The sequence below is a fragment of the Bradyrhizobium sp. SZCCHNS3052 genome (assembly GCF_032484495.1).
In the GTDB taxonomy this organism is placed as follows: Bacteria; Pseudomonadota; Alphaproteobacteria; order Rhizobiales; family Xanthobacteraceae; genus Bradyrhizobium.
The window spans coordinates 20,732-36,579 of record NZ_JAUETB010000003.1; the positions used below are offsets into that span (position 1 = coordinate 20,732).

Annotated in this window: 15 protein-coding genes; 12 read left to right on the forward strand and 3 right to left on the reverse strand. The window is 66.4% G+C overall.

Translation table 11 applies throughout. From position 1 onward, the window contains the following. The first annotated feature begins 178 nt into the window (after nucleotides 1–178). From QX073_RS11680 to QX073_RS11725, 10 genes are all read left to right on the forward strand, one after another. Nucleotides 179–1,825 (forward strand): ABC transporter substrate-binding protein, encoded by a 1,647-nt coding sequence (locus QX073_RS11680; protein ID WP_410052155.1) that lies wholly within the window; start codon nucleotides 179–181, stop codon nucleotides 1,823–1,825. Between the two features lie 230 nt (nucleotides 1,826–2,055). Next, nucleotides 2,056–3,009, forward strand: a complete 954-nt coding sequence (locus QX073_RS11685; RefSeq protein WP_315713711.1) for an ABC transporter permease — start codon at nucleotides 2,056–2,058, stop codon at nucleotides 3,007–3,009. 2 nt (nucleotides 3,010–3,011) lie between these two features. Further along, on the forward strand, nucleotides 3,012–3,914 hold the full coding sequence (locus QX073_RS11690) for an ABC transporter permease (RefSeq protein ID WP_316200344.1): 903 nt from the start codon (nucleotides 3,012–3,014) through the stop codon (nucleotides 3,912–3,914). 5 nt (nucleotides 3,915–3,919) lie between these two features. Beyond that, a complete protein-coding gene (locus tag QX073_RS11695; protein ID WP_315713713.1) occupies nucleotides 3,920–4,969 on the forward strand; it encodes an oligopeptide/dipeptide ABC transporter ATP-binding protein in 1,050 nt (349 codons plus the stop codon). 28 nt (nucleotides 4,970–4,997) lie between these two features. Further along, on the forward strand, nucleotides 4,998–5,195 hold the full coding sequence (locus QX073_RS11700) for a hypothetical protein (protein WP_009026147.1): 198 nt from the start codon (nucleotides 4,998–5,000) through the stop codon (nucleotides 5,193–5,195). Further along, nucleotides 5,192–6,604 carry an amidase gene (locus tag QX073_RS11705; protein WP_316203831.1) on the forward strand — a complete coding sequence of 471 codons (1,413 nt, stop codon included), beginning with the start codon at nucleotides 5,192–5,194 and terminating at the stop codon, nucleotides 6,602–6,604. The genes QX073_RS11700 and QX073_RS11705 overlap by 4 nt, the downstream gene beginning before the upstream one ends. Before the next feature lie 253 nt (nucleotides 6,605–6,857). Further along, a complete protein-coding gene (locus QX073_RS11710; protein WP_315825920.1) occupies nucleotides 6,858–7,841 on the forward strand; it encodes an ABC transporter ATP-binding protein in 984 nt (327 codons plus the stop codon). A 124-nt stretch (nucleotides 7,842–7,965) separates the two neighbouring features. Then, entirely contained in the window at nucleotides 7,966–8,235 is a 270-nt protein-coding gene (locus QX073_RS11715) for a GlsB/YeaQ/YmgE family stress response membrane protein (protein WP_315713716.1), read from the forward strand. Nucleotides 8,236–8,429: 194 nt separating this feature from the next. Continuing rightward, nucleotides 8,430–10,172, forward strand: a complete 1,743-nt coding sequence (locus tag QX073_RS11720) for a type I secretion system permease/ATPase (protein ID WP_316172701.1) — start codon at nucleotides 8,430–8,432, stop codon at nucleotides 10,170–10,172. Further along, a complete protein-coding gene (locus QX073_RS11725; RefSeq protein ID WP_315713718.1) occupies nucleotides 10,169–11,509 on the forward strand; it encodes an HlyD family type I secretion periplasmic adaptor subunit in 1,341 nt (446 codons plus the stop codon). Before QX073_RS11720 ends, QX073_RS11725 begins: the two co-directional genes overlap by 4 nt. Before the next feature lie 214 nt (nucleotides 11,510–11,723). Here the strand turns inward: QX073_RS11725 and QX073_RS11730 are convergent, their stop codons facing one another. The 3 genes from QX073_RS11730 to QX073_RS11740 all read right to left on the reverse strand — a co-directional run bounded on the left by QX073_RS11730 (nucleotide 11,724) and on the right by QX073_RS11740 (nucleotide 14,667). Next, the gene (locus tag QX073_RS11730; RefSeq protein WP_316169566.1) at nucleotides 11,724–12,206 is read right to left on the reverse strand and encodes a CinA family protein; all 483 of its coding nucleotides are present in this window, start codon (nucleotides 12,204–12,206) and stop codon (nucleotides 11,724–11,726) included. A 109-nt stretch (nucleotides 12,207–12,315) separates the two neighbouring features. Then, on the reverse strand, nucleotides 12,316–13,626 hold the full coding sequence (locus QX073_RS11735; protein WP_316186645.1) for an MFS transporter: 1,311 nt from the start codon (nucleotides 13,624–13,626) through the stop codon (nucleotides 12,316–12,318). 120 nt (nucleotides 13,627–13,746) lie between these two features. Further along, nucleotides 13,747–14,667 (reverse strand): transcriptional regulator GcvA, encoded by a 921-nt coding sequence (locus QX073_RS11740; RefSeq protein ID WP_315713721.1) that lies wholly within the window; start codon nucleotides 14,665–14,667, stop codon nucleotides 13,747–13,749. A gap of 114 nt (nucleotides 14,668–14,781) precedes the next feature. Here QX073_RS11740 and QX073_RS11745 point away from each other — a divergent pair, with 114 nt between their 5' ends. After that, complete coding sequence (locus QX073_RS11745; RefSeq protein WP_315713722.1) at nucleotides 14,782–14,985, forward strand: DUF1127 domain-containing protein; 204 nt, start codon at nucleotides 14,782–14,784, stop codon at nucleotides 14,983–14,985. A gap of 77 nt (nucleotides 14,986–15,062) precedes the next feature. Beyond that, on the forward strand, nucleotides 15,063–15,683 hold the full coding sequence (locus tag QX073_RS11750) for a GNAT family N-acetyltransferase (protein ID WP_316172699.1): 621 nt from the start codon (nucleotides 15,063–15,065) through the stop codon (nucleotides 15,681–15,683). Nucleotides 15,684–15,848: the final 165 nt, after the last annotated feature.

Consider the following 15,848-nt stretch of genomic DNA (forward strand, 5'->3'; position numbering starts at 1 on the left):
CAAGACCTGCAATCGGGGTGCCAAGCCTCTGACCGGATCGTTCGAGCACAAACGGTTGTGACCTCGCGTCGCAGGCACGAGATCGGGAGCACCGCTGGCATAGGCGTTGCATAATGCTGCCCAGAATTTAGCCAGCTGATCGGAGACCTTGATCGTGCTTTTGCGTATTGCGACCTCAATGACGACGCGCGTGGCCGTTGCGGCCGCCATGATGACCAGCGCTGCCATCCTCGTGCTGCCGGCGCAGGCGGGCGCGGAAACCGTATTGCGCATCGGCATGACTGCCGCAGACATTCCGCGCACGCTCGGCCAGCCCGATCAGGGCTTCGAGGGCAACCGCTTCACCGGCCTTACGATGTACGACGCGCTGACGATGTGGGACCTGTCGTCGGAGGACAAGCCGAGCGTCGTCATTCCCGGCCTTGCCACCGAGTGGAAGGTCGACGATGCCGACAAGACCAAGTGGACGTTCAAGCTGCGTCCCGGCGTCACCTTCCATGACGGCGCGCCGTTCAATGCCGACGCCGTGGTGTGGAACGTCGAGAAGGTGCTGAAGCAGGACGCGCCGCAGTTCGATCCGAGCCAGGTCGGCGTCACCGCCTCGCGCATGCCGACGCTGGCATCGGCGCGCAAGATCGACGATCTCACCGTCGAGCTGACGACGAAGGAGCCGGACAGCTTCCTGCCGATCAACCTCACCAATCTGTTCATGGCGAGCCCGACGAAGTGGCAGAAACTCTATGAGTCCGCGACCGGCGCCGACGACAAGGCGAAGTCGCAAGCCGCCTGGGCCGCCTTCGCCAAGGATGCCTCGGGCACCGGTCCGTGGAAGATGGCGAAGTTCACGCCGCGCGAGCGGCTGGAGCTGGTCAAGAACGATGCCTATTGGGACAAGGCGCGTGTGCCCAAGGCCGACAAGATGATCCTGCTGCCGATGCCCGAGGCGAACGCGCGCACCGCGGCGCTGCTGTCCGGACAGGTCGACTGGGTCGAGGCGCCGGCGCCGGATGCGCTGCCGGAGATCAAGCAGCGCGGCTTCAAGCTCTACGCCAACGAGCAGCCGCATGTCTGGCCCTGGCAGTTCTCGCGCGTCGAAGGCTCGCCGTGGAACGACATCCGCGTTCGCAAGGCTGCCAACCTCTGCATCGATCGCGAGGGCCTGCGCGACGGCCTGCTTGCCGGACTGATGGTGCCGGCGACCGGAACCTTCGAGAAGGGCCATCCCTGGCGCGGCAACGTCACCTTCGAGATCAAGTACGACAAGGCGGCCGCGCAGAAGCTGATGCAGGAGGCCGGCTACGGCCCGAACAAGAAGCTCGAGGTCAAGACGCAGACGTCGGCGTCGGGCTCGGGCCAGATGCAGCCGCTGCCGATGAACGAATATCTGCAGCAGGCACTGGCCGAGTGCTATTTCGACGTCAAGCTCGACGTCATCGAGTGGAACACGCTGTTCACCAACTGGCGTCGCGGCGCCAAGGATCCGTCCGCCAACGGCGCCAACGCCACCAACGTCACCTACGCGGCGATGGACCCCTTCTTTGCGCTGGTGCGCTTCCTGCAGTCCTCGATGGCGCCGCCGGTCTCCAACAACTGGGGTTTCATCAACAACCCGAAGTTCGATGAGCTGGTGAAGAAGGCGCGCCAGACTTTCGATCCGGCCGAGCGCGACAAGGCGCTGGCGGAGCTGCATGCGGCGTCGGTCGATGACGCGGCGTTCCTCTACGTGGCGCACGACGTCGGCCCGCGCGCGATGAGCCCGAAGGTGAAGGGCGTGGTGCAGCCGAAGAGCTGGTTCATCGACTTCTCGCCGATCTCGGTGGAGTAGCCGTTCGCGTGGTGGAGTATTTGTCCACGTTCGCAGGCTGATCTCGCCGCTTGCCCCGCTGCGCTCCCTCCCCCCTTGTGGGGGAGGGGTGGGGAGGGGGGTACTCCGGCGGCAGTTTTTGTGTGGACCCCCACCCCCCACCCCTCCCCGCAAGGGGGAGGGGAGCTTTCTTGGTGCCGCTTGTATCTCGCGACTCTCCGCCGATGAGGAGAGGCTTATGAAGGTGACTCGTGCTCTCTTATGCTGCCAGGCGGATGGTCTATGCGATCCCGATCATCATCGGCGTCGCGCTCGTCTGCTTCATGCTCGTTCACATCACGCCGGGTGATCCGCTCGTTGCGGTGCTGCCGGCCGACGCGTCGCAGGAGCTGGCACAGCAGCTGCGCGTGGCCTATGGCTTCGACAAGCCGCTGCCGGTGCAGTTCGGGCTGTGGTTGTGGCGCGCCGTCAATGGCGATCTCGGCAGCTCGATCGCCACCGGCCGTCCCGTGCTCGCCGAGGTGCTGCGCGCAGTCTCCAACACCGTGACCCTGGCGATCGCAGCCGCCATCATCGGATTCTCGCTCGGCCTGTTCTTCGGCCTCGTCGCCGGCTATTTCCGCGACAGCTGGATCGACAAGGTGGCGACGTCCATTGCGATCGCCGGCGTATCGCTGCCGCACTATTGGCTCGGCATGGTGCTCGTCATCATCTTCTCGGTCGAGCTGAACTGGCTGCCTGCGGTTGGCGCCGGTCCGTCCGGCTCGGGCGCATGGTCGTGGGACTGGGCCCATATCCGCTTCCTGGTCCTGCCCGCGATCACCACCTCGGTGATTCCGATGGGCATCATCACGCGCACCGTGCGCGCGCTGACCGGCGACATCCTCAGCCAGGATTTCGTCGAGGCGCTGCGCGCGAAGGGCCTGCGCGAAACCCAGGTGTTCCGCCACGTGCTGAAGAATGCCGCGCCGACCGCCCTGGCGGTCATGGGCCTGCAGCTCGGCTACATGCTGGGCGGATCGATCCTGATCGAGACTGTGTTCTCGTGGCCCGGCTCGGGTCTGCTGTTGAACTCGGCGATCTTCCAGCGTGACCTGCCGCTCTTGCAGGGCACGATCCTGGTGCTGGCGATGTTCTTCGTCATCCTCAATCTCGTGGTCGACATCGCGCAGGCCGCGATCGATCCGCGCATCAAGCGAGGCTAACGATGAGCGTCAGTACCCCCGGCGCCCTCAACGACGCCTCGCCGCAGGCCGCGCCGATCGCGAACGCACGCGGCTATTGGGCGACCGTCGGTCGCCGGATCGTCCGCGACAAGCTCAGCATGGTCTGCGTCGCGATCCTGCTGCTGATCTTTCTCTCCGCGCTGCTCGCGCCCTATCTGCATCTCGCGGATCCCTATCAGGGCTCGATGATTCGGCGCCTGCGCCACATCGGCACGCCGAACTATCCGCTCGGCACCGACGAGCTGGGACGCGACATGCTGGCGCGGCTGATCTATGGCGGCCGGCTGTCGCTGCTGATCGGCATCTCGCCCGTGATCCTCGCCTTCGGCATCGGCACGATGCTCGGCCTCGTCGCCGGCTATGTCGGCGGCTGGGTCAACACCGCGATCATGCGCACCATCGACGTGTTCTACGCCTTCCCCTCGGTGCTGCTGGCGATCGCGATCTCGGGCGCGCTCGGCGCCGGGATCACCAACTCCATCGTCTCCTTGACCATCGTGTTCGTGCCGCAGATCACCCGCGTCGCCGAGAGCGTCACGACGGGCGTGCGCAATCGCGATTTCGTCGAGGCCGCGCGCGCCTCGGGCGCGAACGCGTTTACGGTCATGCGCGCGCACATGCTCGGCAACGTGCTCGGGCCGATCTTCGTGTACGCCACCGGCCTGATCTCGGTATCGATGATCCTCGCGGCCGGTCTTTCGTTCCTTGGTCTCGGCACCAAGCCGCCGGAGCCGGAATGGGGCTTGATGCTGAACACCTTGCGTACGGCGATCTACGTCAATCCCTGGGTGGCGGCGCTGCCGGGCGTGATGATCTTCGCTGTCTCCATCTGCTTCAACCTGCTCAGCGACGGCCTGCGTAGCGCGATGGACATCCGGAGCTGAGAGGCATGAATGAAGCATCGGAAGTCACCGGACTTCAGCCGATCGAGGACCTCGGCGGCAAGGCGCAGCCGCTGCTGCGGGTCGATGGCCTGACGAAACACTTCCCGGTCCGTGGCGGCCTGTTCGGCGCGCGCAAGACGGTGCGCGCCGTCGACGACGTCTCGTTCGTCATCGGCAAGGGCGAGACGGTCGGCATCGTCGGCGAGTCCGGCTGCGGCAAGTCCACCACGGCGCGGCTCCTGATGCATCTGATGGACCGCGATGCCGGCGAGATCATCTTCGACGGCCGGCAGGTCGGCCACGAGATGTCGTTGCGCGAGCTCAGGCGCGGCATGCAGATGGTGTTCCAGGACTCCTATGCCTCGCTCAATCCGCGGCTGACGATCGAGGAGTCGATTGCATTCGGGCCGAAGGTGCACGGCATGACCGACACTGCGGCGCGTGCGCTGGCGCGCGAGCTGCTCGGCAAGGTCGGCCTGAGGCCCGAGACCTTCGCCAACCGTTATCCGCACGAGATCTCCGGCGGCCAGCGCCAGCGCGTCAACATCGCCCGTGCACTCGCTTTGTCGCCGCGACTGGTGATCCTCGACGAGGCGGTGTCGGCGCTCGACAAGTCGGTCGAGGCGCAGGTGCTGAACCTGCTGATGGACCTGAAGCGCGAGTTCGGCCTGACCTATCTGTTCATCAGCCACGACCTCAACGTCATCAACTACATTTCCGACCGCGTGCTGGTGATGTATCTCGGCGAGGTCGTCGAGCTCGGTCCGGTCGAGCAGGTCTGGGCCAGGCCGGCGCATCCCTATACACGGGCGCTGCTGGCGGCGATGCCGTCCTCCGATCCCGACAGGCGCACGGAGGAGCCGCCGCTGTCTGGGGATCCACCCAACCCGATCGATCCGCCCGCCGGCTGCCGCTTCCACACCCGCTGTCCATTTGCCGAGGCGCCATGCGCGAATGTCGCGCCAAGATTGACGGAGCTGGATACAATGGGCCATCAGGCCGCCTGCCACATGGCGATCCCAGGCTCGGGACACAGCCGGGCGCCGGCCGCCTGACGGGCAGACACCAGCAGCGAGAAGCGGAATGACCAGACCCACGCCCCAGCAAGTCAGTGCCATCGCGGAGGCCTCCGGCCTGCCGGTCGACAAGGAGGTTGCCACCCGCATCGCCGACTCGATCGGACCGGCCTTCGACAACTTCGCCGCGGTTGCCGGTACACTCCCATTCGACCTGGAGCCGGCGAGCTACGTCCTGGCGCAGACGCTGAAGGTGGGCCGATGAGCACCGAACCTGCCTTGATGACCCTGACCGACGTCGCGAAGGCGATTGCGGACAGGAAGCTCTCTTCGGTCGAGGTGACGCGCTCCTGCCTGCATCGCATCGCGCAGTGGCAGCCGAGGCTGAACGCCTTCATGGCGATCGAATCCGAGCCGGCGCTGAAGGCTGCCGCCGAGGCCGATGCAGCGCTCGCCAAGGACGGCCCCAAGGGCCCGCTGCACGGCGTTCCGCTTGCGCACAAGGACATGTATTACGAGGCCGGCCACATCTCGACCTGCGGCTCGCTGATCCGGCGCGACTTCGTCGCAACGACGACCTCGACCGCGCTGCAGCGGCTGAAGGATGCCGGTTCGATCCGGCTCGGCACCCTGCAGATGGCCGAATTCGCCTATGGCCCGACGGGACACAACGCGCATTACGGTCCGGTGCACAATCCCTGGAAGCTCGGCTACGTCACCGGTGGCTCGTCGTCCGGCTCCGGCTCGGCGGTCGGCGCGCGCCTGACCTTCGCGGCACTCGGCTCCGATACCGGCGGCTCGATCCGCATGCCCGCGAATTTCTGCGGCGTCACCGGCCTGAAGGTGACCTGGGGCCGCGTCAGCCGCGCCGGTGCGATGCCGCTGTCGCAGTCGCTCGACACGGTCGGGCCGCTGGCGCAGACCGCGGAGGATTGTGCGCTGATCCTTGGGCTGATGGCTGGTCCCGATCCCGAGGATCCCACCGCCAGCGCGGCGCCCGTGCCGGACTATGTCGCCGCCACCCAGGCCTCGATCAAGGGTCTCAGGATCGGCGTGCCCAAGGCGTTCTATGTCGACGACCTCGATCCTGAGGTTGCGCGCTGTCTCGATGCGGCGATCGCGGTGCTGAAGACCGAGGGCGCCGATGTGGTTCAGGTCGAGCTGCCGGATCAGCGCCAGCTCACCGCAGCCTGCCAGCTCGTGCTAGCGGTCGAGGCGGCCGCCTTCCACAAGCGCTGGATGATCGAGCGTCCGCAGGACTATGGCCCGCAGGTGCTGATGCGACTGCAGAACGCTCTGGCCGTCTCCGGCGTCGCCTATCTCGAAGCGCTGCGTTGGCGCGGTGCGGCGCTGGCGGCGCATGTCGCGGCAACCTCTGGCGTCGATGCCGTGATCGCGCCGGTGTCGCCGCTGGTGACGCCCTCGATCGCCGAGAGCGATGTCGGCGGCGCGCCGGGTGCGGAAGCTGTGATCCAGCGCATCACCCGCTTCACCCGCCCGGTGAACTATCTCGGCCTGCCGTCGCTGGCGATCCCGACCGGCTTCACGTCGACGGGGCTTCCTGTCGGCATGCAACTGATCGGCCGCTCCTTCGATGAGGCTACGATTCTGACCATCGGCGCCGCCTTCCAGCGCGCGACCGACTTCCACGCCCGGGTGCCGACGCTGCCATGAGGGAGACCTGTGCATCCCGTCCGACGGTCTCACCCTCCCCTGGAGGGGGAGGGTCGATTGCGCATCTCATGCGCAATCGGGGTGGGGTGACGGTCTCTCCCCTTGGAAGCGAGTCCATGGAGAGGCTGTCACCCCACCCCGTCTCGCATTCCGCTGCGCTTCATGCGAGCCGACCCTTCCCCTCCAGGGGAGGGTGGCAGCTCACTTCGCAATTGGCCACGGTGTTCCTGACGGAAAGGCGAGATAGCCTCCCATGACCAACCTCGTCGAGATCGACAATCTCACCATCCGCTTCACCGGCGAGCGCACCGTGCATGCGGTGAACGATGTCAGCCTGTCGCTCGGCGATGGCGAGGTGCTCGGCCTGCTCGGCGAGTCCGGCTCGGGCAAAAGCGTGACCATGCGGGCGCTGATGCGGCTGTTGCCGAACAAGCGGACGCAGATCTCCGGCAGTGTCAAGGTGCTGGGCCGCGACGTGCTGGCGATGAACGACGAGGAGCTGTCGCGGTTTCGCGGCCGCTCCGTGTCGATGATCTTCCAGGAGCCGGGGCTGGCGCTCGATCCGGTCTACACCATCGGCCGGCAGATCGCCGAGACCGTGATGCGGCACGAGGGCAGGAGTTTTGCGGAAGCACAGGCGCGGGCGCTGGAGATGCTCGACGTCGTCAGGATTCCCTCGGCGAAGCGTCGCCTGGAGTCCTATCCGCACGAGATGTCCGGCGGCATGCGCCAGCGCGCGATGATCGCGCTGGCGCTGGCGTGCCGGCCGAAAGTGCTGCTGGCCGACGAGCCGACCACCGCACTCGACGCCACCGTCCAGATCCAGATCCTGCTGCTGTTGCGCGAACTGCAGCGCGAGTTCGGCATGTCCGTCATCTTCGTCACCCACGACATCGGCGTCGCGATCGAGATCTGCGACCGCCTCGCCGTGATGTATGCCGGAGAGATCGTGGAGCAGGGCAGCTTGCGCGAGATCGTGCGCCAACCCGTGCACCCCTATGCGCGCGGCCTGCTGGCTTCGACGATCCATGGTGCCAGGCGCGGCGAGCGGCTGCAGACCATTCCGGGCACGCCACCCTCGCTCGACCGGGCGCCGCGGAGCTGCTCGTTCGCACCGCGCTGCGGCCTGGCGCAGCCGCGCTGCTCGGAGGCGATGCCGCCGAACATTGCGCTCGGACCACAGCGGCTGGCGCGCTGCGTCCTGGCCGAGGCGCCGGCAAGTGTGGCGGCAACGTAACGGTTCGCCCGAAACGCGCTCCTCACCGGCCGAAACCGTCCATCGCGTGTCGAAGCGTCGCAACGGCCTCGCTAAGGTGCTGCCACGCGTGGGACCGATCGTCCGCGCTGGATGAGGACACGCCATGCACGTATCGAACGAAGGTATCCTGGTCATTCTGTTCGTTGGCCTGGTTGCAGGCTGGCTGGCCGGCAAGATCGTCCGCGGCACCGGCTTCGGGCTGGTCGGCGACATCGTGATCGGCGTGCTCGGCGCCTTGGTCGCAAGCCTGATCTTCCCGCGGCTTGGCGTCCGGATCGGCACCGGCCTCGTGTCGGAAATCGTCTATTCCGCGCTCGGCGCCATCATTCTCCTGCTGGTGGTGCGGCTGGTGCGGACCGGCGGGCGGCTCTAGGACTTGCGATCCGGCGTGGCTGAACGTTTGCACCGCGCCACGCGACATACCCCAGCACATAGCTAATTTACGCTAAAGTGAGCATCGTTGGACGCTCACCGCGGGAATCAGTATATTTCGCCTTGTTTGCCGCCAGTTTGTGCTTTTGGTCGGCGGCCACGTAGCTCATTTGATCAATTGAAGAGATGGTGGTGATGGCGGCTGCACCTCACGTGAGGCAATCCGAGCTCAGCGATGCCTTGCGCGGTTGCCGTAGCGCCTTCATCGGCGTCGGGGTGATGAGCTGCATCATCAACCTGCTGTATCTCACCGGCTCGATCTTCATGCTCGAGGTCTACGATCGGGTGCTGCCGAGCCGGTCCGTGCCGACGCTGATCGGCCTGATCATCATCGCCGCGGGGCTTTACGCCGCCCAGGGTGCGCTCGACATGATCCGCAGCCGCATTCTCGGCCGGATCGGCACCGCGCTGGACGAGAGCCTGAACGCGCGGGTGTTCGACACCGTGGTGCGGCTGCCGCTGTCCGCCGGCGGCCGCAACGAGGGCCTGCAGCCGCTGCGCGACCTCGATAACATCAGGAGCTTCCTCGGCAGCCAGGGGCCGGGCGCGTTCTTCGATCTGCCGTGGCTGCCGCTGTATCTGGCGATCTGCTTCGCTTTTCACGTGATGCTCGGCGTTACCGCGCTGGCCGGCGCCATCATCCTCGTCGCCCTGACGCTGATCACCGAATTCCTCACCCGCACGCCGGCCAAGGAGGCGATGGGGCTCGCCGCCCGCCGCAACGATCTCGCCACCTCAAGTCGCCGCAACGCCGAGGTCCTGGTCGCGATGGGCATGACCGGGCGCATGCTGTCGCGCTGGAGCGAGACCAACGAAAAATATCTCGCCGGCAACCAGCGCGCCAGCGACGTCGCCGGCGGCCTCGGCGCCATCGCCAAGGTGCTGCGCATGATGCTGCAGTCCGCGGTGCTCGCGGTCGGCGCCTATCTCGTGATCCATCAGGAGGCGACCGCGGGCATCATCATCGCCGGCTCGATCCTGAGCGCGCGGGCGCTGGCGCCCGTCGATCTCGCGATCGCACATTGGAAGAGCTTCGTTGCCGCGCGCCAGAGCTGGCGCCGTCTCAGCCATCTGTTGCAGACGATGCCGCAGCGACCGGCGCCGACCCTGCTGCAGCCGCCGGTCGGCAAGCTCTCGGTCGAGGCCATCTCGATCGTCGCGCCGGGGGACCAGAAGGCGATCGTGCAGGACGTGAGCTTCGCGTTGTCGGCCGGCAATGGCCTCGGCATCATCGGTCCGAGCGCGTCGGGCAAGTCGTCGCTGGTGCGGGCGCTGGTCGGTGTCTGGCGTCCGGTGCGCGGCCATGTCCGGCTCGATGGTGCGGCGCTCGACCAATGGTCGACGGACGAGCTCGGCCGTCACATCGGCTATCTGCCGCAGGATGTCGAATTGTTCGCAGGCTCCGTCGCGCAGAACATCTGCCGTTTCGATCCGCAGGCCTCCGCCGACGGCATCATCGCCGCCGCCAAGGAAGCCGGCGTGCACGACATGATCATCAAGATGCGCGACGGCTATGACACAGAGATCGGCGAGCAGGGTGCCGCGCTGTCGGCAGGCCAGGCGCAGCGCGTGGCGCTGGCGCGCGCGCTCTATGGCAATCCGTTCCTGATCGTGCTCGACGAGCCCAACTCCAATCTCGATACCGAAGGCGACGAGGCGCTGTCACGCGCGGTGCGCTCAGCGCGGGCGCGCGGCGCGATCGTGGTCGTCGTCGCGCACCGGCCGATCGGCATCGAGGCGGTCGACCAGGTGCTGGTCATGAAGGACGGCCGCGCCCAGGCGTTCGGTCCGAAGGAGACGGTGCTGGCGCAGGTGCTGCAGCCGCGTGCGCCGTCGCCGATCAAGATCGTCTCGGAAGCCGGAGTGGCAAAGCCATGAGCAGTCAGGTCGTTGCCGGTCCACTTCCTGGCGGCCGCAAGACGGAGAGCGTGCGCGAGTCGATCCGCCGCCACCTGCTGATCGGCATGGGCGTCGTCGTTGCGGTCGCCGGCGGGCTTGGCGGCTGGGCCGCGACGCAGCAGATTTCCGGCGCGTTGATCGCGCCCGGCCAGATCGTGGTCGAATCCAACGTCAAGAAGGTGCAGCATCCGACCGGCGGCGTGGTCGGCGAGCTTCGGGCGCGCGACGGCGACGTCGTCAAGTCCGGCGACATCGTGGTGCGGCTCGACGACACCGTGACCAAGGCAAGTCTCGCCATCGTCACCAAGAACCTCGATGCGCTGCAGGCGCGCGCCGCCCGGCTGGAGGCCGAGCAGCGCGGCTGGGCCAAGATCCTGTTTCCGCCGCAGTTGCTGCAGCGCATGAGCGATCCCGAGGTCAAGAGCCTGACGGCGAGCGAGACCAAGCTGTTCGAGGTCCGCGTCAACGGCCGCATTGGTCAGAAGGCGCAGCTGCGCGAGCGCGTCACCCAGCTGAACGAGGAGATCGAGGGACTCTCCGCGCAGGTCAGCGCCAAGGACCAGGAGATCGCGCTGGTCCAGAAGGAGCTCGACGGCGTGCGCCAGCTCTATGAGCAGCATCTGGTGCAGCTGTCGCGCCTGACCACCTTGGAGCGCGACGCTGCCCGCCTCAACGGCGAGCGCGCGCAATTCATCGCCGCGCGTGCCCAGGCCAAGGGCAAGATCAGCGAGACCGAGCTGCAGATCATCCAGGTCGACAAGGACATGGTCAGCGAGGTGTCCAAGGATCTGCGCGAGACCACCGACAAGATCGGCGAGTTCGTCGAGCGCAAGGTCACCGCCGAGGACCAGCTTCGCCGCGTCGACATCCGCGCGCCGCAGGACGGCATGGTGCTGCAGTCGAGCGTCCATACCGTCGGCGGCGTCATCACCGCCGGCGACACCATCATGCTGATCGTGCCGCAGAGCGACGATCTCCAGGTCGAGGCCAAGGTCAATCCGCAGGACATCGACAAGCTGCAGGTCGGCCAGAAGACGTTGCTGCGGCTGTCCGCCTTCAACCAGCGCACCACGCCGGAGCTGAACGGCGTCGTCAGCCGCGTCTCGCCCGACGTCACCACCGACCAGCGCACCGGCCAGAGCTATTACACCATCCGCGTCTCGATGCCGCCCGAGGAGATCGCAAGGCTCGGCGACGTCAAGCTGATCCCGGGCATGCCGGTCGAGGCATTCGTGCAGACCGGCGACCGCACTGTCATTTCCTACCTGATGAAGCCGCTGCACGACCAGCTGATGCGTGCGTTCCGGGAGAAGTGAGGGGCCCGGCTGCCGTCCCTGCAGAGACGGCGGGCAGCGCTCCAATCTCGCTGTCATCCCCGCGAACGCGGGGATCCATAACCACAGGGAGCAGTCGTGGCGCGAGATGCTCGTGACGTCTCGCGTCGCGCCCCATTTCTGCTGGGGAGTATGGGTCCTGGGTCGGCGCCCGCCGACGCTGCGCGTCATCGGGCTTGCCCGGGACGACAGCGGTTTATTCGTCGAGTTTCTTGAGTAACAGCTCCAGCGCGCTCTTCGCGAACAGCTGCATGTTGGCAAAACGGTCGCTGTGGCCGCTCTCCAGAGTGACGACTGCGGTCGCGGGCCCCGCAACCGCGAAGCACGCATGTCCCGCCGCGTCGCCGTAGCGATTGCCGGCAGGACCCGCGGCACCGGTCTCCGACACTCCCCAATCAGTCGCAAAGCGCGTCCTGATCTGCCGCGCCAGCAGCTCCGCATAAGGCTCCGACGCCGAGCGGATGCCCTTCATCGCCTCGTCCGGAATGTCCATCAGCACGCGGCGGGCGTCGCGCGTATAGACCACGGCGCCGCCGAGGAAATAGGCGGATGCGCCGGGCACCGCGAGCAGCGCCGCCGCGATCAGGCCGCCGGCGGAGGATTCCGCAACGGCAATGGTCTGCTTTTTGGCGGTCAGCCGCGCCGCGACCTTCTCGGCGACAGCGATGAGGTGCTGCATGGCGTTCATCCTTCGGAAGCGTCGACACCCGCCGCTGCCGGCTGCTGTTCATTCCCCACCATCATGCGCCGAAAGCGCACGTCGAGGAAGGCGCTGCCCCTCGCAGCGATCACGCAATGATCGGCTCGCGCGCCGCGACGGCCTGGCGGCCGCCGCGATAGACGGTCATCGCTGCGATGATACCGAGCACGGCGGCGCACATCAGCCAGTAGCCGGGCGAGGCCTTGTCGTCGGTCTTGTTGATGAGCCAGGTCGAGACCGCCGGCGTCGCGGTGCCGAACAGCCCAGCCGCCAGCGCAAAGGCGATCGAGAAGCAGGTGGTGCGGACATGCGCAGGCACGATCTCGACCAGGCAGCCCAGCATGGTGCCGCTATAGACGCCGAAATAGAACGAGAACAGCATTTCGACCGTGAGCAGCTTGCCGAAGCTCGGCGCCGCCGCGAGCCAGTGCAACGCCGGGTAGGCGGTGAGGAACGCCAGCGTCGCGATGGTCACAAGCACCGGCTTGCGTCCGATCCGATCCGACACCGCGCCGCCGACCGGATTCCATAAGAAGTTGGTCACGGCGACCAGCAAAGTGACGAGCAGTGAATCCGACGCCGACAGCTTCAGCTGCTTGCCGAAGCCGGGACCGTAGACGGTGATGAAGTAGAACGTCGTCGTGGTCAGCACCGCGATCATCATGCCGAGGATCACGATGCGCCAGTTCTCCAGCGCCGAGGCGAATACTTCGCGCGCGGTCGGGTGCTTCTTCATCGCGAGGAAGGCCGGCGTCTCCTCCAGCGTGCGGCGCAGGAAGAAGATCAGCGGAATGATCAGGCAGCCGATGAAGAAGGGAATGCGCCAGCCCCAGGCGGCCACCATGTCCGCCGGCATGGCCTGGTTGAGCACGTAGCCGATGACCGACGCGACGAAGATCGCGACCTGCTGGCTGGACGACTGGAACGAGGTGTAGAGGCCGCGATTGCCGGGCGTGGAGATCTCGGACAGATAGACCGACACGCCGCCGAGCTCGACACCGGCCGAGAAGCCCTGCAACAGCCGGCCGAGCAGCACGATGATCGGGGCCGCGATGCCGATCGTCGCATAGGTCGGGCAGAATGCGATGACGATCGTGCCGATCGCCATGATGCCGAGCGTCACGATCAGGCCCTGGCGCCGGCCGATCTTGTCGACATAGGCGCCGAGCACGATGGCGCCGACCGGTCGCATCAGGGCGCCGAGCCAGAACACGCCATAGGCATTGAGCAGAGATGCAGTCTCGTTCTCCGATGGGAAGAACGCCTTGGCGATGATCGGGGCGTAGAAGCCGAACAGGAAGAAGTCGAACTGCTCGAGGAAATTGCCGCTGGTGGCGCGCAGGATCGCGCCGATGCGCGAATGGATCGTAGCCGGCTGCGGGATTGACGTTGAGGACACGCGGGGAAACTCCTACCGTCGAGAGGCTCGTGCGGAGGATTTCTACGCCGGCCGAGGGGAAAGGTGCGACAATCTGCCACGCCAAGCCCTGGCGGCCAATAGCTTTGCGCTCAAGGCGCCCTAGGCCTGAACAGAATTGGCGGCGGCCGACTTCTGCTGCATTGCACCCTTCAGCCATTGCCGGAACGCCTTCAGCTTCGGCGGATCGGTCCGGCCCTCCGGCGTCACCAGATAGAACCCGGCATCGCTCGGCAGCGTCATCTTGAACGGCACCACCAGCCGGCCCTTGGCGATGTCGTCCTGGACGTAGGCCGTACGCCCGATCGCGACGCCGAGCCCGTCGATCGCGGCCTGAACGGTCATCAGCGACAGGTCGAAGCTCAGCCGACCCTGCCTCGACATCTCCACCGGCAGACCCGCCGCGGTCAGCCATAGCCGCCAGTCGTCGTCATAGCCGCCGCTGACCTGCAGCAGCGTGTGATGTGCGAGGTCCTCCGGACAGCGTAGTGGCTTGTCGCCCTGCAGCAGCGCCGGACTGCACACCGGAAACAGCTCGTCGGCCATCAGCCACTCCGCCCGCACGCCCGGCCAATGGCCACGGCCATAGCGGATCGCGGCGTCGACGTCGTCCTTGCGAAAATCGACCAGGCCGGTCGACGTCGTGATCCGCACGTCGATGCCGGGATGGGCCTCCTGAAAGGCCGTCAGCCGCGGCAGCAGCCATTTGGCGGCCAGCGAGGCGATGGTGGAGACCGTCAGCACCTTGGCGTTGTCCTTGCGGACCAGCCGTTCCGTTGCCAGCCGGAGATCGTCGAACGCGGCGCGCACCAGCGGGAGATAGTCGCGGGCCTGCGGCGTCAGCGCCAGGCTACGGTTCTGGCGGACGAAGAGGCGCAGCCCGAGCTCGTCCTCCAAGCGCTTGATCTGATGGCTGATTGCGGTCTGCGTCACGTTCAGCTCGGAGGCCGCGCGGGTGAAGCTCAGATGCCGCGCCGCAGCCTCGAACGCCCGCAATCCATTCAGCGACGGCAGTCGGGCCATTCACGGCCTCCCCGGTTCATGACGTTATTTCATCCGAAACGGTAGTAAATGTCGTTTGTGGATGAAGCGCAAGCGCTCGATATTGCAGCCTCAAGGAATTTTCAGGAGGCCTTCATGTCCATCTACGTCTCCTCGTCAATGACGAAACATCATGGCCCGGGGTTCTGGTCCGGCGTCGTGGAGCTGCTCGCCGCCTGGCGCTTCCGCTACCGCACGCGGCACGAGCTGGCGCAATGGTCGGAGCGCGACCTGCACGACCTCGGTCTGTCCCGCAGCGATATCGCCGCCGAGATCGACAAGCCGTTCTGGCGGGGTTGATCCCCCTTACTCATCCCGCCGCGCCGGTGCCGCTCCGCAAAGGAGGGCGCCGGCAAGCTTCCCGGTTGGAGCCGCGCATGCCGACGCCCGCCATTGCCGATCTCGCTGCCGGCTCCAACATCATTCACACGCGGCGTGGCGAGGAGGTGCGCCTGCGCTTCGTCACATCTGACGACGCCGAGGCGCTGCAGAGCTATGTCCGGTCCTTGAGCCAACGCTCGCGCCACAAGCGTTTCCTCGGCGCACTCAACGAGCTGCCAAAGGCGGTGCTCGAGGATTTCGTCGCGCTCGGCCGCAACGACCGCTACAGCCTGATCGCGACGATGGACCATGAAGGTGTCGAAGCCATCGTGGCCGAGGCGCGCTACGCATTCGATCGCGGCGTCGGTCGTGTCGAGTTTGGCCTGTCGGTCCATGACCGCTGGCAAGGCCACGGCATCGGCCCGGCGCTCATCGCGAATCTGGAAGGACGCGCGCTCGCGTTGGGTGGCGTGACCCTCTCGGGCGATGCGCTGCGTACCAACGACGTAATGATTGCATTGGCCCGCAAGGCCGGTTTCACGATCAAGCCGCATGCGGACGATTGGACCCTGGTGCGGTTCGAGAAGGGTCTAAGCGGAGTGGTGACTCATTCAGTGGGGCCAGATTTGCGCGTGGTCGGTCGCGCGCCGCAAGTCGCCACGTCCGAGATCAAATGACGTCATGCCTGCGAAGGCGGGGCATCCCGTACGCCGCGGCCTCACCGTGTCACCAGCTGTCAGTTGCGTGTACTGGATCGCCCGGTCGAGCCGGGCGATCACAGTTGCTATGAGGCGACCACCGATCCGCGTCATTGCGAGCGCAAGCGAAGCAATCCAGAGTCC

Coding starts and splice junctions, on each gene's coding strand:
- QX073_RS11680 (WP_410052155.1), top strand. CDS start 179: ATGACGACGCGCGTGGCCGTTGCGGCCGCCATGATGACCAGCGCTGCC.
- QX073_RS11690 (WP_316200344.1), top strand. CDS start 3,012: ATGAGCGTCAGTACCCCCGGCGCCCTCAACGACGCCTCGCCGCAGGCC.
- QX073_RS11695 (WP_315713713.1), top strand. CDS start 3,920: ATGAATGAAGCATCGGAAGTCACCGGACTTCAGCCGATCGAGGACCTC.
- QX073_RS11700 (WP_009026147.1), top strand. CDS start 4,998: ATGACCAGACCCACGCCCCAGCAAGTCAGTGCCATCGCGGAGGCCTCC.
- QX073_RS11705 (WP_316203831.1), top strand. CDS start 5,192: ATGAGCACCGAACCTGCCTTGATGACCCTGACCGACGTCGCGAAGGCG.
- QX073_RS11710 (WP_315825920.1), top strand. CDS start 6,858: ATGACCAACCTCGTCGAGATCGACAATCTCACCATCCGCTTCACCGGC.
- QX073_RS11715 (WP_315713716.1), top strand. CDS start 7,966: ATGCACGTATCGAACGAAGGTATCCTGGTCATTCTGTTCGTTGGCCTG.
- QX073_RS11720 (WP_316172701.1), top strand. CDS start 8,430: ATGGCGGCTGCACCTCACGTGAGGCAATCCGAGCTCAGCGATGCCTTG.
- QX073_RS11725 (WP_315713718.1), top strand. CDS start 10,169: ATGAGCAGTCAGGTCGTTGCCGGTCCACTTCCTGGCGGCCGCAAGACG.
- QX073_RS11730 (WP_316169566.1), bottom strand. CDS start 12,206: ATGCAGCACCTCATCGCTGTCGCCGAGAAGGTCGCGGCGCGGCTGACC.
- QX073_RS11740 (WP_315713721.1), bottom strand. CDS start 14,667: ATGGCCCGACTGCCGTCGCTGAATGGATTGCGGGCGTTCGAGGCTGCG.
- QX073_RS11745 (WP_315713722.1), top strand. CDS start 14,782: ATGTCCATCTACGTCTCCTCGTCAATGACGAAACATCATGGCCCGGGG.
- QX073_RS11750 (WP_316172699.1), top strand. CDS start 15,063: ATGCCGACGCCCGCCATTGCCGATCTCGCTGCCGGCTCCAACATCATT.